The sequence below is a fragment of the Streptosporangium sp. NPDC004379 genome, from assembly GCF_042873875.1.
Taxonomy (GTDB): domain Bacteria; phylum Actinomycetota; class Actinomycetes; order Streptosporangiales; family Streptosporangiaceae; genus Streptosporangium.
In genome coordinates, this window is record NZ_JBIAMC010000014.1 from 186,321 (window position 1) to 207,227 (window position 20,907).

Here is a 20,907-nt window from a genome sequence, read left to right on the forward strand (position 1 = left end):
AAATGACCCGTATTACCGAGGCCGGAAACCAGCGAACCTCTCCCGGAGGGAGGAAGGGGGAGAAAACTCCGGACCATAATGCTCTCCGGAACGGTTTCACCACTCCGTGGACCACCGAAATCCACCGGTGATCTTTACGGGCCGATAGATTGAAATTAATCTTGTCGCCGGAGTTGCCGCTTTCCACGGACCGAGCCGGAGCCCAGGCCCCCATGACCCACCCATCGCCCAGCCCGTCCCCGTCGGCCGCCCCCGCTCCGGCGTCCGGTTCCCCCTCCGTGCCCAGGCTCTCATCGGTGCCGAGTCCCTCACCGCAACCCGGCCCGCCGGCTGTGCCGCAGCCGTCTCCGACCGCCTCCGGGACGGGCGGGAGCCGGACCCCGGCCCATCCCCAGCCCACCCAGCCCCCGCCCTCGGTGGACGGCGAGTACTCCGGGATCGACCCCGCAGCGATGGACGGCTTCGAGCGGGGTCTCGGCCGCGCGGAGAACGCGCTCGGCCGGAACGAACCGCGCATCCGCCGCGCCCTGGAACGCCTCGACCTGGACACCTCGGGACTGGGCGCCCTGCGCGAGGTGCGGAGCTGGATCGAGGGCAGCCGGCCCGACCTGCGGCGCCGAAGCGAGACGATCCGCAAGGAGCAGACCGGTTGGGGGGCCTCCTCCGGCGGCGTCCCGGACGGCCCCGTCGCCTTCGACGAGGCCCTGTACGGCAAGGCCGCCCGTGACCCGGACGTCTACGCCGCTACCACCAGGCTGGCCGAGGCCGCGAAGAGCGGCGAGATCGACGGGAAGACCCTGGCGGAGATGGAGAAGCGGACCGGGGACGCGACGTTCGCCACGGCGCTGATGAACGCACTGGGCGCGACCCGCTTCCGCAAGCTGATGACGGACACCGTGGGACCGGGGCGGGAGAACGACAAGCAGGCGAAACGGCTGCAGACGGCTCTCGGCAGGACGCTCGGCACGGCCGGCTCGAAGCTCGGCGGGGCATGGTACGACGAGCTCACCTCCGACCTCGACCCGGCGGGGAAGACCGGCTACACCGGCTGGAAGCGGGGCTACGCGACCGTGCTGGCGCTCAAGCACGGCACCTTCAGCAGTGCCTTCCTGCTGACGATCGCGAAGAAGATCGACGCATGCGACCGGCAGGCGCCCCTGCACCCGAACGTCATGGCGGACCTCATGAGGGCGCTCGGCCGTGACCCGGCGGCGGCCCAGGACTTCTTCGTGAGCGACCCCTCCGTGCTGAAGCACTACCTGACCGAGCGGCCCTTGGGCGACGGCGGCGAGGCGCTGGGCAAGGCGCTGGAAGCGGCCACGCTCACCTTCCGCGACCACGACGGCTCGCCGGACAAGCCCTCACGCGGCTACCTGTCGGCCAAGCTGGCCTCGGAGTTCGTCCATCTGGAGGCGGGGCGGATCATCGAGGGTGACGATTCGCTCGTGAAACCGGTGAGCACGGGGCGGATTTTGGCGGGGTACATCGGCGACATCGACCATTCGGCCAGGAAAGGCGGGGACACCGTTGTGCCGGGAGTCCGGGGAGCCGACTATCTCCATATGCCGGGAAAGGATCCTTGGAGCGCTCAGTTCGATAAGGAAGAGTTGCACCGGGTAATGAAAGAGGCGTTCGTGGATCCGGATGCCTTCGCCCCCGTTCTGGCCGCCCAAACCGCGTTCACCGGTCTGCTTCTAGATCATGGCGCTGCGGACATCTCCAAGGGGCGCGGCAATGGGGCGCTTCTGGCCAACGCCAAACGGATCGGAGCGGGATTCGGGATGATCACTGATGCGGCGGGCCTGGCCAAAATCGTGGAAGGCAAGGAGTTGGACGAGGCACAGGCTCGCAATATGAAGGTGCTTACAGCGGTGGTCAACACCGGGTTGGCCATCCCGCAGAAGGCCGCGTGGCCGATCGGCGCCGGGGTCATCGGAGCGTGGACAGGCTTGCTCGAAGACAGCATCAGGGGAGACGCAGAGGACAAAGCCCGTGGTAATGCTGACGCCGCTGTCGACCGGACCAGGGTTCTCCTCCATGACCTCACGGCCCAGGCGATGCTCAAACACGGTCTTTTCGGCTCAGCCGACCCTCCGGACGAAACTCACCCGTGGGCTTCCCTAGAAGACATGAGAAAGGGTGAAGACCCTCGGAAGAATCCCAATAATTTCCTTGAGGGTGACGGTCGAACACTCATGTCCATGGACAAGTTGGTCGACAAAAAAGCCGCCGGTGGGCCTGATGACCGACGTCTCGAAGCCTACGAGCGATGGCTTTACGACGGGTTGTCGGGTAAGCCGTGGCGGGAAGTCGAAGACCCCTTGGATCAAGGGTTCACCAATGGCTTCGCCCGGTATGGAGTATGATGCGAAAGCCGTCCGCCGCCGTGATGGCGCTGTCATGTCTCCTGGTTCTGGTCGCGGCATGCCAGGCCAGGCCAGACGATTCTAGTCAGGTGAACCGTACTCCTCTGCCTGTGGCGGACACCCCGCCGTACATATGTGATCACATCCCGCTCAAGGCGGTGGAGTTGATGACCGGGGTGCAGAACCCGTTGGTCCGTGGTTATTTCGATCTGGCGGCCGCAGAGGGTCTCGGCATCGGCAGTTGTGCGGTTTACCAGCGAAGCGGCGAACGCCTGAAGGTGCTACTGATAGATCTCACACCGGGGGGATATCCGGAGGAGGTCGAAGAACAACTCGATGACGGTGCAGCAGCGTTGCCGGAGATCGTTCCCGGTTCCATCGGTTACTATTTCAAGTCTTCGCACAGCACGAGCAACGCCGCATACGCCATGCTCGTCCGCGGAAAAGCCGAGATCAGTATCCAGCTGGACATAGGAGTCAAGGGGCGGGACAACGCCGCCGATGTGCTCGCGCTCATGAAGCTCATCGCGCCGAAGCTCATCACCGACGCCAGCGCCCCCTCCGCGAAGCCAGTGTCCACCGCGTCCCCCTCTCCGGAGGGCAAGGACTCCGCCTCCCCGAAGGGGGACTGACCGGATCATGGCCGAGATGGTGCCCAACCCGCTCCACGAGGCGCTGGGGGAGACTCTGCGGACGGTCGAGCCGCTGGTCCAGGAGATCGAGAACAGTCTCGACGCGCCCTGCCGGGAGTTCCATTCCGGCAAGGTGTGGACCGGGCCGGTCGCCAAGCGGTTCGACGCCGAGCTCGCCTCTCATCACGCCCGCGTCCGTGGTTCGGTGGACAGGGTCCTCGCCGACCTCCGCCAGGCTCTGGCCCGCACACCGCGTCAGGTGACCGAGGAGGAGGCTCAGGCGATCAGGAGCAGGTACGGCCTGCCCTGAGACCCCCTCTAAAAGCTGTGGGACCCGCTCTGAGGACCGGCGTCACCCGCCGGGCGGGCAGCTCGCGCCGAGCCTGGACAGGGCGTCCTTGAACTCCCGGGCGTGTTTCAGCTCGTCGCGGGCGATCTCGGAGAACCGTTCCGCCGCCGCCCGGTCTCCGGCCGCGGTGGCCTTCCGGGCGTAGCCGGGGTACATGCCGGTTCCCTCCTGGGTCTCCCCGGCGGCCGATTCGCACAGGTTGGCCGCGGTGGAGCGGACCAGCCCGGCGAGCTTCGCCTCCTCGGCGAAGTGTTCGGTGAGCTCGATCTGTGCGATGTGCTCGAACAGCATGGCCAGCCTGGGATGGCCGTTCGCCCGGGCGTGCTCGGCGTACAGGCCGTATCTGGCGTGGGCGAGCGCCTCGCCGCGCATCGCGGTCCGCAGGTTCTCCAGCGTCCGCGCCGACACCTGGGGCGGTCCCTCGGGGATGCTCACCGGCCGGGCGACCGGGCCGGCGGGGACGGACACCCCGGACGACGGGTTCGAGAGGGCCCGCAGTGCCCGGGTGAACCGGGAGCGGTGGCCGGCTTCGTCCCCGGCGATCTCGGAGAAGAGCTTCGCCGCGTTCGGGTCGCCGGCGGCCCGGGCCTGGGCGGCGAACCCGGGGTACATCGTCCTCGCCTCGTAGGTCTCCCCAGAGATGGCGGTGCGCAGGTTGGCGGCGTCGTCGCCGACGAGCCCGGCGAGCTTGGCCTGCTCGGCGAGGTGCTCGCGCAGTTCGACGCGGGCGATGCGCTCGTACAGCTCCTGGACGTCCGGCAGGTCCTCCCGGCCGGCCTGCGCGGCGTAGGCGCGGTACTTCGCGTAGGCGAACGCCTCACCCTGTATCGCGTTCATCAGGTCGTCCCGGGTCGAAGCCGAGACGCCGCCCGCTCCGGGATCGCCGCCGCCCCCGGGGCCGCCGCCCGCTCCGGGGTCGCCGTCTCCGAGACCGCCGCCCGCCGCGCCGGTGACCGGCCCGGACGGCAGCGCCGCCGCGCCGGCGACGGGCCCGGCCAGCAGTGCCGTCGCGCCGAGGGCGGCGGCCCCCGCCGTCCGCCATGCCCGAACCCGCTCTCCCATGTGACATCCTCCGTCGAGTCTCCGGTGCGGGACACGGCCGCGTCGCCTCCCGCCGGGCGGCCGGGTGGTCCGGTCGCGCGCCGTCACCATATTTGACTACCCTTCGTCATGGAATAATCACCATGAGTGGGAGAAGGGTCTTCGGGATGGGTTCCTTCCTCCCGGAAGGGCGGCGCGGGAGCGTTGACCGCCGGAACGGGCGATCATTAGTGTGATGGCCTGACGCCCGCCGAGCCTCGGGGAGCCGCCCGTGACCCTGCACGAGGCCCGCATCGGCCGCTACTACGAGGACTTCGTGGTCGGGGACGTCTACCAGCACCCGCTCGGCCGCACGATCAGCGAGGCCGACAACACGTGGTTCAGCCTCCTGACGATGAACACCAACCAGAACCACTTCAACGCCCACTTCGCCGAGCGCGCCCCCTACGGCAGGATCATCGCCAACTCCGGGTTCACCGTGGCCGTCGTGCTCGGCCTGTCGGTCATCGACGTGAGCCAGACCGCGATCATGAACCTCGGGTGGGAGGAGATCAGGCTCAGCCACCCGGTCTTCGTCGGCGACACGGTCTACGCCGAGTCGGTCGTCCTGGACAAGCGCGAGTCGGCCTCCCGTCCCTACGCCGGCATCGTCACCTGCCGCACCCGAGGGCTCAACCAGGACGGTGACGAGATCATGTCGTGGCGGCGGACCGTCATGGTCTACAAACGCGACGCGCCGCACGACAAGGGCTACTTCCCGCGGGCCAAGAACGGGCCGCTGGCCTAGGTCCCCTCCCGAGGAGCGACATGGACTTCGAACTGACCGAGGAGCAGCGGGCGTTCCGCGAGACGCTGCGCGCGTTCGTGGACAGGGAGATCGTGCCGGTCGCCGCGGAATGGGAGCGCTCGGGCCGCCATCCCGCCGAGATCGTCGAGACGATGAAGCGGATGGGCCTGTTCGGACTGTCGGTCCCCGAGGAGTACGGCGGGCTGGCGGCGGACATGGTCTCCTTCGCCCTGGTCTTCGAGGAGATCTCCCGCGGCTGGATGGGGGTGGCGGGCACGATCGGCTCGCACTCCCTGGCCTGCTCGATGATCGCCCGGTACGGCACCGCCGAGCAGAAGGCGGCCTACCTGCCGGACCTGGCCACCGGCGCCCGCCGTACCGGGATCGCGCTGACCGAGCCGGGCGCCGGAACCGATCTTCAGGGCATCACCACGACCGCCCGCCGCGAGGGGGACCACTACGTGGTGCGCGGCGTCAAGACGTGGATCACCAACGCCCGCCACGCCGACCCGCTGCCGGTGCTGGTGAAGACGTCCCGGACCGAGCCGGCGCACCGGGGCATGTCGGTGCTGCTGGTGGACGCCTCCGCCGAGGGCTTCACCGTGGGCCGGGACCTCCCCAAGCTCGGCTACAAGGGCACAGAGTCGTGCGAGGTCGTGCTGGACGACGTGCGGGTCCCGGCCGCGAACCTCCTGGGCGGCGTCGAGGGGCGCGGCATGCAGCAGGTCCTGTCGGGGCTGGAGCTCGGCCGGATCAACATCGCGGCCCGCGCGGTCGGCGTCGCCCAGGCGGCCTACGACGCCGCGCTGGACTACTCCCGGCAGCGCGCCGCCTTCGGGCGGCCGATCGCCGACTTCCAGGCGATCCAGCTCAAACTGGCCGACATGGCGACCGAGATCCAGGCCGCCCGGCTGCTCACCTACTGGGCCGCCACCCGGGCCGACGCGGGGGAGCGGGCCGACATGGAGGCGGGCATGGCCAAGTACTTCGCCTCCGAGGTCGCGATCAGGGCGTCGCTGGAGTCGATGCGGGTCCACGGCGGGTACGGCTACTCGCCGGAGTTCACGGTCGAGCGGCTCTACCGCGACGCGCCGATGATGGCGATCGGGGAGGGCACCAACGACGTCCAGCGCATGGTCATCGCCCGCGCGCTGATCTCCGGAAAGGGCCGGCTGGGCTGGTAGGGCCGGTACGGCGGGGCCACCCGGGACAGGTACGGCGGAGCCACCCGGGACAGGTACGGCGGAGCCATCCCGCTCCCACGTCGCTCGCCGGGCTCCGGCCGATCACCCCGCTTCCGCGTCGTCCGCCGGGCTCCGGCCGGATCACCCCGCTCCGGGCGGGATGCGGCGTGAGGCGCCGGCTAGGCCGTCCGGCTCCAGACGGCGGCGTGCGGGGTGAGGCGGTCGAGCTGTTCCAGGAAGTACTCGGCCGTCGTGGCGGCCATGGCGCGCAGGGCCGGGATGCGGGCCTTGATCCGCTCGGTGTGCGCGGGCCGCTCGTCCCACACCCGGTCGACCTCTGCCAGCAGCGGGCCGGCGGCCTCCCTGACCACGCCCCGCAGGGCCGGCGCGCCGATCCGCTGGGCGAAGTCGAAGACCTTCCCCGCGTACGGCAGTGGCAGCAGCGGGACGCCGCGCATCGCGGCGAAGATCAGGAAGTGCAGCCGCATGCCGACGGCGAGGTCCAGGTGCCGGGTCAGGCCGAGGATCTGCCGGGGCCGGTAGTCGCCGTGCAGCACCCGGCAGCGGCCGGCGGCGTTCATGTGGGACACCACGGCGTGGGAGTGCCGGATGTCGTCGCGTTCCATCGGCACGAAGACGACGTCGGCGTCGAGCCGGTTGACCAGGAAGTCCCCGAGGTGCGCGAGCAGTTCGTGGTATCCCTGCACGTCGAGGTGCTCGGCGGCGCAGCCGGGTTCGCGCACGTTCATGCCGACGAGCCGCGTGCCCTCCCTGATGCCCTCGGCGCGCAGCATGTCCCGGCCGAACGGCTCGGGTTCGAGCAGCAGGGCGGGGTCGGCGGTGACGATGATCGGGGACATCACACCGGCCTCCTCCAGCGCCAGCCGGGACTCCTCGTCGCGGACGGTGACGGCGACGGCGGAGGTCAGGGTCTCCCGCGTCATCGTGCAGTCGGTGCGGGTGGTGAGCGGTCCGGCTCCCAGGGCGTAGGTGAAGACGGGGACGTCCCGTTCCAGGGCGAGCTGGGCCACCCGCAGGTAGCGGCGGGCCTCGGTGTCGTAGAGGATGCCGCCGCCGCCGAGGACCAGCATGTCCAGGCGGGCGATGACCTGGGAGACGGGTTCGCGGCTCATCCCCTCCCATCCGGTCACCTCGACGCCGGGGTAGTGGGCGTGCGTGTAGCCGGGGCAGCGGGAGAAGACCAGGGGGGTCACGTCGGGACGCTCCCGCCGGATGCCGTCGAGGATGCTGGTCAGGATGGCCTCGTCCCCGAGGTTGCGGCCGCCGTACGAGCCGAGGATGCCCACGGTCGGCCCCCGAGCATCGTTCATATTTATCCCTTCTTTCATCATTTAGGGATTTATGTCCTTTTTCAACGTGAGTACCCCGTGCGGAGGACCGTTACGCCCTGCCGGGGGAGACTCCGTACGGCCCGGCGAGGGGACGAACAGTAGTAATTTCATCCCATGCGACTGGGCGTTCTCGACATCGGTTCCAACACGGTGCACCTGCTGGTGATGGACGCCCATCGGGGCGCCAGGCCGCTGCCCGCCTACTCCCACAAGGAGGAGCTGCGGCTCGCCGAGCACATGGAGGACGGCGAGCGGCTGTCGGAGGCCGGGGCCGAGCGGCTGCTCAAGTGCGTCGAGCACGCCGTGCGGATCGCCGAGGACAAGGGCGTCGAGGACCTCATGGCCTTCGCGACCTCCGCCGTCCGGGAGGCCGCCAACGGCGAGGAGGTCCTCGGGCGGGTCAGGGCCGCCACCGGGGTGGGTCTCGAGGTGCTGTCCGGCCAGGACGAGGCGAGGCTGACGTTCCTCGCGGTGCGGCGCTGGTTCGGCTGGTCCTCCGGCCGGCTGCTGGTGCTGGACATCGGCGGCGGGTCGCTGGAGATCGCCTCGGGGATCGACGAGCAGCCGGACGTCGCGGTCTCGCTGCCGCTGGGCGCCGGGCGGCTCACCCGCGGCCGGTTCACCGCCGACCCGCCCCCGCCCGCCGAGGCGCGGGAGCTGCGCCGGCACGTGCGGGCGGAGATCGCCCGGGTCGTGGCCGCTGCCACCCGGTACGGCCGGCCCGACCACGCGGTGGCCACCTCCAAGACCTTCCGCCAGCTCGCGAGGATCGCCGGGGCCGCGCCCTCCACCGAGGGGCTCGGCGTCCGCCGGGTGCTCAGGCACGCCGACCTGGTGGAATGGGTGGGACGGCTGGTCGCGATGAGCGCGCGCGAGCGGGCGGCGCTGCCCGGGGTGTCCGAGGGGCGGGCGCCCCAGCTCCCGGCCGGGGCGATCGTCGCCGACGCGGCGATGGACCTCCTGGGCGTCGGCGAACTGGAGGTATGCCCGTGGGCGCTGCGCGAGGGCGTCATCCTCCGGCGGCTGGACGCGATGCCGGAAAGCTGAGGGTGAAGTTTACTCTCCCTTTGACCGGTAAGAGCGAATGAGTATGAACAGCGCTCAGGCAGAGGTGGAAGGCGCCGCGCACAGGGCGGCGAACAGTCGGACGTTGGAGAGGCTGACCCGGCTCGGACTGGCCTGTCGTGGCGTCCTCTACGGACTGATCGGTTTCCTGGCCCTGCAGATCGCCTTCGAGGGCGGCAGCGGGGGCAAGGAGGCCGACAAGACCGGCGCGATCGAGACGGTGGCCGAGCAGCCCTTCGGCACGGTGCTGCTCTGGCTGATGGTCGCCGGCTTCGTCGCGCTGACCCTCTGGCAGCTGTCGGAGGCCGTCATCGGCCGCGGCGAGACCAAGGACCGCGTCGAGTCGGTCGCGCGCACGGTGGTCTACGGGCTCATCGTGGCGGCACTGGTCAGCACGCTGCTGAAGGGAGACCCGGGAAGCTCGACCGACAAGAGCTCCCACGACCTGACCGCCAAGGCGATGGACCTGCCCGGCGGGCAGTTCCTGGTCGGCCTGGCGGGGCTCGGGCTGATCGCCCTCGGCGCGTACTGGGCGTACCGGGGATGGAAGAAGAAGTTCCTCAAGAACATGCGCACCGGTGAGATGCCGCCGAAGGTGCGGAACCTGGCCGAGAAGCTCGGCATGGCCGGCTACATCGCCCGGGGTGTGATCGCCGCGGTCGCCGGCGTCTTCGTCATCCAGGCCGCGGTCACCTACGACCCGGACAAGGCCAAGGGGATGGACTCGACGCTGCGCGCCCTGGCCGACGCCCCCGCGGGCCCGTGGCTGCTCGCCCTCATCGCGATCGGCCTGCTCCTCTTCGCGGTCTACTGCTTCTTCGAGGCGCGCTGGCACCGGGTGTAGCGCGGCGGACGCCGGGCGGGGAGCGCGCCACCGGCGTTTTCCCCGGAAGGCCGCATCCGTCTGGGACGGATGCGGCCTTCTGGTGTCCGGGAGGCGGCCATGCAGGCGGCGGCCCTCCTGGCAAGCCCGACCTGACTGTCCGGTGGGCCATCGGATTCCTACTTTTGTGAGACATCTCCCTCTTGGAGCGTCGCGTCCTCTCAGTGCGCGGACCACCTCGGAGGGGGCCAGATGGACGTCTCATCGGAGTACGACGGCGGCGAATGGGTTCTCCGCCTGGCGGGTTCTCCCGACCAGGTGGTGCGGGCACGCCGCCTGGTGTCGGTCACGCTCGGGCGCGACCACCCGCTCCACGACGACTGCGTGCTGCTGACCAGCGAGCTCGCCACCAACGCGATCGTCCACTCCCGGTCGGGGGGCGGCGGGGCGTTCACCGTCACCGTCGCCTGCTCCGCCTCGGGGGTGCGGGTCTGCGTCCAGGACGAGGGGTCGGCGGCGGCGCCGTGCGTGTGCCGCGCCCCGGCCGACGCCACCGGCGGCCGCGGCCTGCCGCTGGTGGAGGCACTGGCGCACCGCTGGGGCCTGGTCAGGGAGGCCGGGTCCAACCGGGTCTGGTTCGAGCTCGTGCTGGAGTCGGCCGCGGTGCCCGAGCCCCGGCTGGCCGGCGTCCGCTGACCTCGACGGCCGCCCGGCGAAGGCGCGGCCGGCGGCCCGGATCTCACACGGGCGCTCCGCCCCCGGCCCGGCCTCACCCGGGCATCCCGCCCCCGGCCTTCACGCGGACGGCCGTTCCGCACCCCGCGCGGCCACCCCGGCCGTCACACGGACAGCCGGCACAGCCCCTCGGCCAGGGCCCTGGTGGTCAGCCGGGTCCGGCTCTCGCAGCCCAGCTTGGCGAAGATGTGCTCCAGGTGGGTGGTGACGGTGCGGACGCTCAGCACCAGCGCCGCCGCGATCTGCGGGTTGGAGTCGCCGAGGGCGACCCGGGTGATCACCTCGACCTCCCGCGCGGTCAGCTCGTACGGCGGCGCGCACGGCCGCTCGGCGATCACCGCCCCCTGGAGGGCGCCGTGCGGCCCGACCCCGGCGCGCATCAGCCGTACCTCGTGCCAGCATCCGGTGGCGTCGAGCCAGAGGCCCCGCCGGTTGAGCTCACGCGAGTCGATGAACTCCCGGGCGAGCCCGGCCATGGCGGGCTCGGCGGCGACGGCCGCCGAGTGCGGGGCGCCGGCGACGTCCCGGCGGTCGCCGTTGCGGTCGAACGCCGCCGCGCGGAAGCCCGGCGGCACGCCGACCGGGTTGACCACGCAGCGGCTCAGGTCGGTGACGTGGGCCAGGACGGGGGAGACGGCGCCGATCAGCGTGCCGGTCCCGGAGGGGAAGGCGGCGGGGTCGCGGGCGTTCAGGTGGAGCAGGCCGGTGTACCGGCCGTCTCCGCCGCCCTCCGCCAGGAACAGGGGCGCGGTCAGCCCTGAGCGCCAGCCGTACGGTTCCAGGTGGCGGCGGAAGTAGCGCTCGGTGCCGGGGGCGCCCATCGGCAGCGGCGTCCGCAGGTCCATGGCCCGGCGGTAGGGGGCGAGACGGGCGTACTCCTCCGCGGCGTCGTCGTCCGTCCGGGGGTGGCCGCCTGCGACCAGGCTGCGGTGCCGGCCGGTCACGGGGTCGTAGGCGACGAACTCGTAGGCGTCCAGGGGGACGACCTCGCGCAGGGCGCGCATCGCGCCGGCCGCGCCACCGCGCCCGGCGATCTGGAAGCCCACTTCGGTGAACGCGTGGAGGTGGCGCGGGCTCAGGGTGATCTGATCCATGTCTCCTCCACGCACAGACTGCCGCAAACCAACCTAAATAGGAAGTACGTAAGTTATCTGATGCGTCTTCTGAGCCGTTCCGGCCGCGCACCGGGGCCCGGAGGCGCTCCCGGTGCGCGGCCGGACGGTCAGGCGGCCAGCAGGCGGTCCAGGACGCGGACGCCGAACTCCAGGCCCTCGACGGGGACGCGCTCGTCCACGCCGTGGAACATGCCGTAGTAGTCGAGGTCGGGGGAGAGCATCAGGGGAGCGAAGCCGTACCCCCTGATGCCGATGTCGGCGAAGGACTTGGCGTCCGTGCCGCCCGACATCACGTACGGCACCGGCCGCGCCGCCGGGTCCTCGGCGACGAGCGCCTCGCAGAGCCGGTCGAAGAACGGCGAGTCCACCGGCGCGGAGGGGGCGTCCTCGAAGCTGACGAACTCGCGGGTGACCTTCGGGCCGAGCAGCCGGTCGATCGTCTCCAGGAACTCCTCCCGGTATCCGGGCAGGAAGCGGCCGTCCACGTGCGCGCTCGCGGTGCCGGGGATCACGTTGACCTTGTAACCGGCCTCCAGCATGGTCGGGTTCGCCGAGTTGCGGATCTGCGCCGCGAACAGCGCGCCGACCGAGCCCAGCCGGTCGGCCTCCTCCTCCAGCCGGTCGAGGTCGATCGGCTCGCCCAGGATGTCGCCCAGCTCGGTGAGCAGCGCCGCCACCCCCGGGGTGAGCCGCACCGGCCAGCGGTGGGCGGCGATCCTGGACAGCGCGTGGCACAACTCGGCCACGGCGTTGTCCTTGGGCGGCTTGGAACCGTGGCCGGCGACGCCGGTCGCGGTGAGCCTCATCCACGCGGTGCCGCGCTCGCCCACCGCGACCGGGTAGATCCGCGCCCCGGAGGGGGCCTGGACGCTGTAGCCGCCGGACTCGCTGATCGCCTCGGTGCAGCCCTCGAACAGCTCCCGGTGCCGGGTGGCCGCGTAGCGCGCGCCGTACTCGCCGGTGGCCTCCTCGTCGGCCAGGAAGGCGAGCACGAGGTCCCGCTTCGGCCGCACGCCGCGCCGGGCCCAGTCGCGGACCAGGGCGAGCGTCATGGAGACCGTGCCCTTCATGTCCACCGCGCCCCGCCCCCAGACGCAGCCGTCGGCGACCTCTCCGGAGAAGGGGTGGACCCGCCAGTCGGCCGGTTCGGCCGGGACCACGTCCAGGTGGCCGTGGATCAGCAGGGCCTCGGGCGAGTCGCCCGGGATGCGGGCGACCACGCTGGTACGGCGCTCGGCCGACTCGAACACCACCGGCTCGACGCCGGCGTCGGTCAGCAGCTCGGCGACGTGCTCGGCCGCCGGGCGCTCGCCCGAGCCGGGGTTGGTGGTGTCGAACCTGATCAGGTCCGAGCAGATCTGGGCGACCTCGTTCATCGAAAAAAACTCCCCCGAAAGTGGATTATTGGTGCATACCCTTAAGTGCCAGGGGCGGCACCTCGGGTGTCGGGAAGCCGAAGATCAGGCCGTAGAAGGCCAGCTCCGCCTCCAGGGCGGCGACGATCGTCTCCTCGCGGCGCCAGCCGTGCTGCTCGCCGGGGAAGGTGATGTACGCCCACGGCGTGCCCGCGCGGTCCAGCGCCGCGACGAACCGCTCGGCCTGGACCGGGTCGACGATCGCGTCCTCCAGGCCGTGCATGAGCAGCGCCGGGCCGGAGGCGCGGTCCGCGTGCAGCGTGGGGGAGCGGTCCAGGTAGCGCTGCCGGGTCTCGGGCAGCGGGCCGATCAGCCCGTCCAGGTAGCGCGACTCGAAGTCGTGGGTCTCGGCCGCCCAGCCCTCCGGGTCGGTGATCGCGTAGTGGGCCACCGCGCCCCGGAACACCGTGCTGTGCACCAGCGCGGCCGTCGACGTCCAGCCGCCCGCGCTGCCGCCCCGGATCGCGACCCTGTCCGGGTCGGCCTTCCCCGCGGCGACCAGGCCGCGCGCCACGGTCTCGCAGTCGCGCACGTCCACCACGCCCCACCCGCCGCGCAGCCGCTCGCGGTAGGCGCGGCCGTACCCGGTGGAGCCGCCGTAGTTCACGTCGGCCACGCCGATGCCCCGGCTGGTGAAGTAGGCGATCTCCAGGTCCAGGACCATGGTGCTCGCGCTGGTCGGGCCGCCGTGCACGAAGACCACGTAGGGGGCGGGCCCGGTGACGCCGCGCGGCGGGTACACGTGCGCGTGCACGCCGTCGAACGTCACCGCCTCCGGCTCCGGCAGCACCTCGCGCGGCGGCAGCTCCTTGCGCGCCGACAGCACCTCGTGCCCGCCGGTCCGCAGGTCCACCCGGAAGACCTCGAACGGCGTGTACGGCGAGGCCGCCACGCCCGCCACCACGTCGCCCGAGGCCGAGACGGTGGGGTTCCAGTAGGTCGGCGGCGCCTCGACGTCCTCGATCCGCCCCGTCTCCGGGTCCAGCACGCCGAGGCGGCGGCGGGCCGGGGTGCCGTGCAGCAGGACGATCCGGTCGCCCGCGAGCGCGAAGCAGGTGTTGCCCAGCCGCCACGGCGCGTCGCCGCACTCCTCTTCGAGCGGGGCGAGGTTGCGCGGCTCCCCGCCGTCCAGCGGCACCAGGTGCAGGTTCCACCAGCCGTCGCGGTCGGTCAGCGCGTACAGGGCGCCGTCGTCGCGCCACTCGGCCTGGACCACCGACTCCTCGAGCCCGCCCGTCACGACCCGGTACGGCCCGGCCGTACCGGCGGCGCCCAGCGGGGCCACGCACAGCTCGGTGTCGTCCCACGGCATGTTCGGGTGGTCCCAGCCGATCCAGGCGACGTGCGTGCCGCCGGGGGACAGGCGCGGGTTCGCCAGGAAGTGCTGGGCGGAGGCGATCACCCGCACCGGGCCGCCGTCCAGCGGGACCGCCACCAGGTCGCGGCGGGGCCCGGCCGCGGCCCCCTCCGCGGGACCGGGCACGGGGTCCGCACCGGAATCGGTGCCGGTGCCGGTGCTCGTGCCTTTGTCGGTCCCGGGTCCGGCGGACGGCCCGGCGGGGTGCGTCTCGCGCACGGCCCACACCTCGGCGCGCCCCGGCGGCAGGTACAGGTCGCCGTAGCGGGCGCCGTCGCCGGGGGTCAGCGGCACCGGGGCGGCGGCGTCCGGCGCGGTTCGCCCGCCGTACCGGTAGATCCGCTGGTCGGACCAATCGGTGAACACCACGCCACCGTCCGGCAGCGGCCGCCAGGAGCGCCCGCCGTACTCGATGAGGCGGTTGCGGGAGTTCCAGCCCTGGGGGATCGCGTCGCGCGGCACGCCGTCCGGGCCGCGCCGGACCACGCACCTGCGCCCGCCCTCGTGCGGACGCGGCTCGTCCCACCACACCTCCTCCCCGGAGATCTCGACCCAGAGGGGACGGTCGTCCACCCGGGCCACGTCGACGGGGCGGATGGGAGAGTCGTTCAGCATGATCACCAATTGCCGTCGGAAGGGGGCAGGGAGAAGCCGGGCGGGTGGATCACGTGCGCGATCCCCCCGCTGCCGGACGAGCGGAGCCAGACGTCGCCGAACGCGGCCCGCGGGTAGACCCGGCGCACCTCGTGGTCGCCGGGGGCGGCGGGGTCGTTGACGATCACGTCGCCGTCCGCGGTGAATCCGGCGACGACCATGATGTGGCCGCCGGTGGAGTAGCCGGAGCCGGGCAGCTCGTGCTCCCGGAACGACTGCGAGGTGATGACCGGGATCCCCGCGCGGACCAGGCGTTCCAGCTCGGCGAGTGAGCGCAGCCGGGTGACGAACCCGGTGAGGCCGTAGCGGCCGGCGTAGGCGACGCCGAACGGCCAGTTGCCGGTGCCCTGGTAGCCGTGGTCGTACATGCCGCGGGCGGCGTGGTCCACGGCCGGGCACGGGTCGTCCGGCGGGACCCAGTCCAGATCGGCGGCGGCGGGCCCGCGGCCCCAGTAGGCGAGCACCATGCTCGTCGAGGCGGGGGCGCACCAGTTGGCCCCGCCGCCGTCCCACTGCGGGAAGTGCCCGGCGTGGACCTTCTGCGACCGGCACGGCACGTCCAGCTCGACGTGCCCGGCCGGCACGGTCCCGGCGTCCGCGGTCCGGGCGTCCGCGGTCCGGGCGTCCGCGGCTCCGGCCGCGGTGGGGGCCCGATGACCGGCGCCGGCGCGGGGGGCCGCGTGGACGGCACCCAAGGGAGCGGCGTGGACGGCGTCCGAGGAGTCAGTGTGGACGGCGTCCGGAGGAGCGGCGTCCGCCGGGGCCGAGGCCATCACCGCGGTCCCGTGGACCCGCGCGCCCGAGCCGTACAGGGTGAACCTGAGCCTGTAGGCCGTCACCGGGCGGGCCGCCACGTAGGTGTCCACGGCGACGTCGCCGTGCTCGTCGCCCTGTCCGGGCAGGGAGGTGCGGTGGATGTCGCCGTCCTCCTCGGCCCAGCGGCCCATCACGTACCAGCGGGTCAGGTCGCCCGACGCGGTGCGGGCCCGCAGCTCGACCTGGATCCACGACCCCGGCGGGGCGCTCGCCGTCCACGACGGCACCAGCTCGGCGGCGGGGAAGCCGATCGGCGTCTCCTCGCCGGTCCAGCGGGCGTACTTCCAGGTCGTGACGGCGTCGCCGAACGGGTCGCGGTGGTCGGCCAGGCCGATCTCCTGGGGCTCCACGTCCGCCCGCCGGTGCAGGGCGACGCGGCGCGCGCCGGCGGAGGAGGACATGGTCACGCCGCCCAGTGTTGCCGCTGGGGCGGGTGCGGCGCATCGGATGGTTTACGTATCGCGGGCGCGCTTCCGGTCCGCGCGTCACGGAGCCGTGTGACGCGGGCGCGCTCCCGATCCGCACGCCGGCGGCACGTCCCCCGGGTTCATATGCCGCCGGCGTTCCCCCGTCCGGCGGGTGCGCTCCGGGTCCGCACGTCGCGGATCCGGGCTCGGGCCCGTCACCGGATCCCTCCTCACCGCTTTACAAGCTCTCCTGTGCTGTGTATTAAATACTATTTAATGTTCGCCACCCGCCGAGGACGGGTGGACATCGGTGGAAGGAACCGCGCCCCATGACCCATGTGCGGATGCGCCTGATCGGCATCACCTTCGGTCTCCTGGCCCTCGCCGCGGGCACCGTCTCCTGCTCCTCCGGGCAGGAGACGGCCTCCGGCGAGACCACGGTCAAGAAGGACGGGACCGTGAAGATCGCCTATATCCAGAAGCAGGGAGACCAGCAGTACTTCGTCGACCAGGCGAACGGCGCCAAGGAGGCCGCCAAGGGGCTCGGCGCCCAGGTCACCGTGTTCGACGTCGGCGAGGACGCCGACAAGGCGATCAGCGCGATCGACACCGCGATCGCCCAGAAGTTCGACGCCATCGCCGTCGTCGTCCCCGACCAGCAGATCGGCCCCCAGGTCATCGACCGGGCCCGCGCCGCCGGGATCCCGCTGCTGGCCTCCGACGACGTCATCAAGGACGGCTCCGGCAAGGAGGCCCCGTTCGTCGGATTCGACGGCACGATGATGGGCGAGCAGGTCGGCAAGAAGGCCGCCGAGCTGTTCAAGGAGTCCGGCTGGAAGCCGGAGGAGACCGCGGTGCTCAGCGTCACCAAGCTGGACCTGTCGGTCTGCCAGGACCGGGTCGGCGGCGCCTGGGACGCCTTCCAGAAGGAGGGCGTCACCGGCGTGAAGAAGATCGACCTCGGCGCCGACAACACCGTGACCGGGGCCCAGGACAAGGCCGCGGCCACCGTCACCGCCAACGCCTCCGTCAAGCACTGGGTGGTCTGGGGCTGCAACGACGAGAGCGAGACCGGAGCGGTGACCGCGCTGGCCAACGCCGGGTTCGGCGCGAAGGACGTCATCGGCGTCGGCCTGGGCGCCTATCTGACCTGCAAGGACTGGAAGGCCGGCAAGGAGAGCGGCAACCGCGCGGCGCTGTTCATCAGCGGCACCGAGGTCGGCAGGTCCGCCGCCGGGGCGCTGGTGAAGAAGGTCCGCGGCGAGGCCGAGCTTCCCCCCAGGACCATCGCCAAGACGGAGATGGTCGACGCGGGCACCTGGCAGCAGGCCGGCGTGGTCTGCACCTGACCGGCACGACGCGGTACGACGTGGGAAGACGGCCATGACATCGACCATGAAACCGGCCACGGGCGGCCCGGCCCTCCGCGTGGAGGGCCTGGGCAAGCGGTTCGGCGCCGTGCGGGCGCTGGACGACGTGACGCTCGACGTCCGGCCCGGCGAGGTGCTCGCCCTGATGGGCGAGAACGGCGCGGGCAAGTCGACGCTACTGAAGATCATCACCGGTGACCACCGGCCGGACGACGGCCGGCTGCTCCTCGGCGGGAAGGAGGTCTCCTTCGGCTCCCCGGCCGACGCGCGCCGCGCCGGGGTGCGGGTCATCGCCCAGGAACCCGAGATCATCCCGCACGTCTCGGTCGCCGAGAACGTCCACGTCGGCGCCCTGACGGCCAAGGGCCGCCTGTTCAGCCACCGGGCGCTGGCCGAGCGGACCCGTGCCGACCTGGAGCGGCTCGGCTTCGCCGGGGCGATCGACCCCGGCTGCCCGGGGGAGCGGCTGTCGCCGGCCCAGCGTCAGCTCGTGGAGATCCTGCGCGCCCTCACCGGCGAGGTGCGGGTCCTGGCCTTCGACGAGCCGACCTCCTCGCTCTCCGACCACGAGGTGTCGGCGCTGTTCGCGCTGATCCGCAGGCTGCGGGACCAGGGCGTCGCGATCGTCTACGTCTCGCACCGCATGCAGGAGATCCTCAGGCTGGCCGACCGCGTCGCCGTGCTGCGGGACGGCCGCCTGGCCGGCGTGCGCCCCGCGGCGGAGACCGGCGAGGACGAGCTCGTCCGGATGATGGTCGGCCGCGATCTGTCCGCCATGTTCCAGCGGGAGCGCAACCGGCCCGGCGAGCCCGTGCTCACCCTGAACGGCGTCACGACCGACGACGTCACCGACGTCTCCTTCGAGGTGCGCGCCGGGGAGGTCGTCGGGCTCGCCGGCCTGGTCGGCGCCGGGCGCAGCGAGCTGGCCCGCGCCGTCGTCGGCGACCTGCCGATCCGCTCCGGCGAGGTGCTGCTGGAGGGCCGCCGGCTGCGGCCGCGCTCCCCGTCCGACACGGTGCGCGCCGGGATCGGGCTGGCCCCCGAGGAACGCAAGGCCCAGGCGCTGCTGCTGCACCGCTCCGTCCGCGACAACGTCTCACTGGCCGTGCTGGACCGGCTGAGCCGGTTCCGCCTGGTACGGCGGGCCGCCGAGCGGGCGCTGGTGCGCGAGTACGCCGACCGGCTGCGCGTCAAGGCGCCGTCCGTGGAGACGGAGGTGCGCCGCCTGTCCGGCGGCAACCAGCAGAAGGTCGTCCTGGCGCGCTGGCTGGCGAGGAGGCCCAAGGTGCTCATCCTCGACGAGCCGACCCGCGGCGTCGACGTCGGCGCCAAGGCGGAGATCTACTCCATCATCGACCGGCTGGCGGCGGACGGCGTCGCCGTGCTCGTCATCAGTTCGGAACTACCCGAGGTGCTCGGCCTGGCCGACCGGATCGTCGTCATGCAGAACGGCCGCGTCACCGGAGAGCTGGACCGGCGCCAGGCCGGTGAGGAGCAGGTGCTCGCCCTCGCCATGGCCGACCAGATCACCAGTGAGGGAGCGGGGCAGTGAGTCAGACCCGGGTGGAGGCGCCCATCGCGGCGCCGGAACGGCGTTCGGCGGTGCGCCGGGTGCTCGACGGCGCGGGCGTGCAGAACATCAGCCTTCTCATCGCGCTCGTGCTGCTCGTCGCGCTGATCGGCGCCCGCGAGCCGGTGTTCTTCGGCACCGCCAACCTCAAGACGATCGGCACCGCCGTGGCGATCTCCGGTCTGCTGGCCATCGGCCAGACCATGGTGATCATCCTCGGCGCCCTGGACATCTCCGTCGGTTCCGTCGCGGGCCTGGCGTCCGTCGCCTCAGCGATGATCTTCACAGCGACCACCGGGAGCGCCCCGCTCGGCATCCTGGGCGCCCTCGTGATCGGCGCGCTGTGCGGGCTGGTCAACGGGTGCGTCATCGTCTACGGCCGGGTCAACCCGGTGATCGCCACGCTGGCCACCCTGGCCGCGTTCAAGGGCGTGGCGCAGCTCGTCTCCAACGGCCGCGCGCAGGGCTACACCGGGAGCGACCCGGTCTTCGTCTTCCTCGCCCGGGGAGCCGTCGCCGGGATCCCGACGCTCATCTGGGTGCTGATCATCGTGGCGCTGGCCGTACACGTGCTGCTGAAGTACACCGACATCGGCCGCAACATCTACGCGATCGGCGGCAACGACATCGCGGCCCGGCTGGCCGGGATCAACATCAACCGCTACATCCTGGGCGTCTACCTGGCGACCGGCGTCATCGCCGCCCTGGGCGGCGTGCTGATCACCGCCAGGACCGGCTCGGGCCAGCCGATCTCCGGCTCCGAGGGACTGGAGCTGGAGGCGATCACCGCCGCGGCGCTCGGCGGCTGCGCCATGCGCGGCGGCAAGGGCGCGGTCAGCGGCACCCTGCTGGCCGTGGTGCTGCTCGGCGTGCTCACCAACGGCATGACGCTGCTGGGCATCAACCCCTTCTGGCAGAACGTCGCCAAGGGCCTCCTGCTGGTCGTGGCCGTGGTCATCCAGCAGATCCGCAGCGGCGAGCGCCGCGTGGGACTCCCGGCGTGAGCGGCCCGGCCCCCGGGGCGGGCGGCCCGGTCCCCGGGACGAACGGCCCGGCCTCCGGCGTGGACGGTCCTGCCTCCAGGACGGACGGGACCTCCGGCGTGGACGGTCCTGCCTCCGGCGCGGGCGGGCGTTTCGAGGGCAAGGCCGCCGTCGTCACCGGCGGCGCCCGCGGCATCGGCGCCGCCGTCGTGCGGCGCCTGGCCGCCGAGGGCGCCTCGGTGGTCGTCGCCGACGTCGACGACGAGGCCGGCGGGCGGCTCGCCGCCGCGACGCCGCGGACCCGCCACGCCCGCTGCGACGTCTCCTCACCCGAGGACTGGCGGGCGCTGCGCGAACTGGTCCTGGACCTCCACGGCCGCCTGGACGTGCTGGTCGGCAACGCCTACACGCTGCGCGCGGGAGCCGCCCACGAGGTGGGCCTGGCGGACTGGAACGCCCAGCTCGCCGTCAACCTCACCGGCCTCTACCTCGGCGTCGCCGCCTTCGCCGGGGAGCTGCGCCGCTCGCGCGGCGCGGTCGTCGCCGTCTCCAGCGTGCACGCCAACTTCGGCCTGCCCGGCCGTCCCGCCTACGCCGCCTCCAAGGGCGGCCTGCTGTCCCTGTCCCGCCAGCTCGCGGTGGAGTACGGGCCCGAGGTCCGGGTCAACGCCGTACTGCCGGGCCCCGTCCTCACCGCCGCCTGGGACGGCGTCGACGAGGCCGGCCGGGAGCGCAGCGCCCGCGCCACGGCCGCCGGACGGCTCGGCGCGCCCGAGGAGGTGGCGGCCGCGGTGGCGTTCCTCGCCAGTGACGAGGCCTCCTACGTCACCGGCGCCTCGCTGACCGTCGACGGCGGCTGGAGCGTCGTCAAGGACTCGGACTGATC

At 72.2% G+C, this 20,907-nt stretch carries 18 protein-coding genes; 12 read left to right on the forward strand and 6 right to left on the reverse strand.

Features of this window, described 5'->3' with window-relative positions; translation table 11 throughout:
- Positions 1–452: 452 nt before the first annotated feature.
- The 3 genes from ACFYSC_RS27615 to ACFYSC_RS27625 all read left to right on the forward strand — a co-directional run bounded on the left by ACFYSC_RS27615 (position 453) and on the right by ACFYSC_RS27625 (position 3,308).
- Entirely contained in the window at positions 453–2,366 is a 1,914-nt protein-coding gene (locus tag ACFYSC_RS27615) for a hypothetical protein (protein WP_389967514.1), read from the forward strand.
- Between the two features lie 110 nt (positions 2,367–2,476).
- On the forward strand, positions 2,477–2,998 hold the full coding sequence (locus tag ACFYSC_RS27620; RefSeq protein WP_389967516.1) for a hypothetical protein: 522 nt from the start codon (positions 2,477–2,479) through the stop codon (positions 2,996–2,998).
- Positions 2,999–3,005: 7 nt separating this feature from the next.
- On the forward strand, positions 3,006–3,308 hold the full coding sequence (locus tag ACFYSC_RS27625; RefSeq protein ID WP_389967518.1) for a hypothetical protein: 303 nt from the start codon (positions 3,006–3,008) through the stop codon (positions 3,306–3,308).
- Positions 3,309–3,350: 42 nt separating this feature from the next.
- Here ACFYSC_RS27625 and ACFYSC_RS27630 read toward each other — a convergent pair whose 3' ends face one another.
- On the reverse strand, positions 3,351–4,409 hold the full coding sequence (locus tag ACFYSC_RS27630; protein ID WP_389967520.1) for a ferritin family protein: 1,059 nt from the start codon (positions 4,407–4,409) through the stop codon (positions 3,351–3,353).
- A 250-nt stretch (positions 4,410–4,659) separates the two neighbouring features.
- On the opposite strand from ACFYSC_RS27630, the gene ACFYSC_RS27635 reads away from it, so the two are divergent.
- Both ACFYSC_RS27635 and ACFYSC_RS27640 read left to right on the forward strand, forming a co-directional pair.
- Positions 4,660–5,175, forward strand: a complete 516-nt coding sequence (locus ACFYSC_RS27635) for a MaoC family dehydratase (protein ID WP_389967522.1) — start codon at positions 4,660–4,662, stop codon at positions 5,173–5,175.
- A 20-nt stretch (positions 5,176–5,195) separates the two neighbouring features.
- Positions 5,196–6,359, forward strand: coding sequence for an acyl-CoA dehydrogenase family protein (locus tag ACFYSC_RS27640; RefSeq protein ID WP_389967524.1), 1,164 nt, complete (start codon positions 5,196–5,198; stop codon positions 6,357–6,359).
- A gap of 179 nt (positions 6,360–6,538) precedes the next feature.
- On the opposite strand, the gene ACFYSC_RS27645 is transcribed toward ACFYSC_RS27640, so the two are convergent.
- Entirely contained in the window at positions 6,539–7,690 is a 1,152-nt protein-coding gene (locus ACFYSC_RS27645) for a polysaccharide pyruvyl transferase family protein (protein ID WP_362938347.1), read from the reverse strand.
- 135 nt (positions 7,691–7,825) lie between these two features.
- Here ACFYSC_RS27645 and ACFYSC_RS27650 point away from each other — a divergent pair, with 135 nt between their 5' ends.
- The 3 genes from ACFYSC_RS27650 to ACFYSC_RS27660 all read left to right on the forward strand — a co-directional run bounded on the left by ACFYSC_RS27650 (position 7,826) and on the right by ACFYSC_RS27660 (position 10,295).
- Positions 7,826–8,758: a Ppx/GppA phosphatase family protein gene (locus ACFYSC_RS27650; protein ID WP_362938344.1), complete on the forward strand. Its 933-nt coding sequence runs from the start codon at positions 7,826–7,828 to the stop codon at positions 8,756–8,758.
- A gap of 103 nt (positions 8,759–8,861) precedes the next feature.
- The gene (locus tag ACFYSC_RS27655; protein ID WP_362938341.1) at positions 8,862–9,620 is read left to right on the forward strand and encodes a DUF1206 domain-containing protein; all 759 of its coding nucleotides are present in this window, start codon (positions 8,862–8,864) and stop codon (positions 9,618–9,620) included.
- Between the two features lie 231 nt (positions 9,621–9,851).
- A complete protein-coding gene (locus ACFYSC_RS27660) occupies positions 9,852–10,295 on the forward strand; it encodes an ATP-binding protein (protein ID WP_389967527.1) in 444 nt (147 codons plus the stop codon).
- A gap of 143 nt (positions 10,296–10,438) precedes the next feature.
- On the opposite strand, the gene ACFYSC_RS27665 is transcribed toward ACFYSC_RS27660, so the two are convergent.
- From ACFYSC_RS27665 to ACFYSC_RS27680, 4 genes are all read right to left on the reverse strand, one after another.
- On the reverse strand, positions 10,439–11,428 hold the full coding sequence (locus tag ACFYSC_RS27665; RefSeq protein WP_389967529.1) for a response regulator transcription factor: 990 nt from the start codon (positions 11,426–11,428) through the stop codon (positions 10,439–10,441).
- Between the two features lie 128 nt (positions 11,429–11,556).
- A complete protein-coding gene (locus ACFYSC_RS27670) occupies positions 11,557–12,825 on the reverse strand; it encodes a M20/M25/M40 family metallo-hydrolase (RefSeq protein ID WP_362938332.1) in 1,269 nt (422 codons plus the stop codon).
- Between the two features lie 25 nt (positions 12,826–12,850).
- On the reverse strand, positions 12,851–14,836 hold the full coding sequence (locus ACFYSC_RS27675; RefSeq protein WP_389967531.1) for a prolyl oligopeptidase family serine peptidase: 1,986 nt from the start codon (positions 14,834–14,836) through the stop codon (positions 12,851–12,853).
- A gap of 2 nt (positions 14,837–14,838) precedes the next feature.
- Positions 14,839–16,092 (reverse strand): C39 family peptidase, encoded by a 1,254-nt coding sequence (locus ACFYSC_RS27680; RefSeq protein ID WP_389967566.1) that lies wholly within the window; start codon positions 16,090–16,092, stop codon positions 14,839–14,841.
- Between the two features lie 335 nt (positions 16,093–16,427).
- Between ACFYSC_RS27680 and ACFYSC_RS27685 the strand changes: the two genes are divergently transcribed.
- The 4 genes from ACFYSC_RS27685 (at position 16,428) to ACFYSC_RS27700 (ending at position 20,905) form a co-directional block, all read left to right on the forward strand.
- A complete protein-coding gene (locus ACFYSC_RS27685; protein WP_389967533.1) occupies positions 16,428–17,447 on the forward strand; it encodes a substrate-binding domain-containing protein in 1,020 nt (339 codons plus the stop codon).
- A 34-nt stretch (positions 17,448–17,481) separates the two neighbouring features.
- Positions 17,482–19,020, forward strand: coding sequence for a sugar ABC transporter ATP-binding protein (locus ACFYSC_RS27690; RefSeq protein WP_389967535.1), 1,539 nt, complete (start codon positions 17,482–17,484; stop codon positions 19,018–19,020).
- Positions 19,017–20,042, forward strand: coding sequence for an ABC transporter permease (locus ACFYSC_RS27695; RefSeq protein ID WP_389967537.1), 1,026 nt, complete (start codon positions 19,017–19,019; stop codon positions 20,040–20,042). The genes ACFYSC_RS27690 and ACFYSC_RS27695 overlap by 4 nt, the downstream gene beginning before the upstream one ends.
- A gap of 98 nt (positions 20,043–20,140) precedes the next feature.
- Entirely contained in the window at positions 20,141–20,905 is a 765-nt protein-coding gene (locus tag ACFYSC_RS27700) for an SDR family NAD(P)-dependent oxidoreductase (protein ID WP_389967539.1), read from the forward strand.
- Positions 20,906–20,907: the final 2 nt, after the last annotated feature.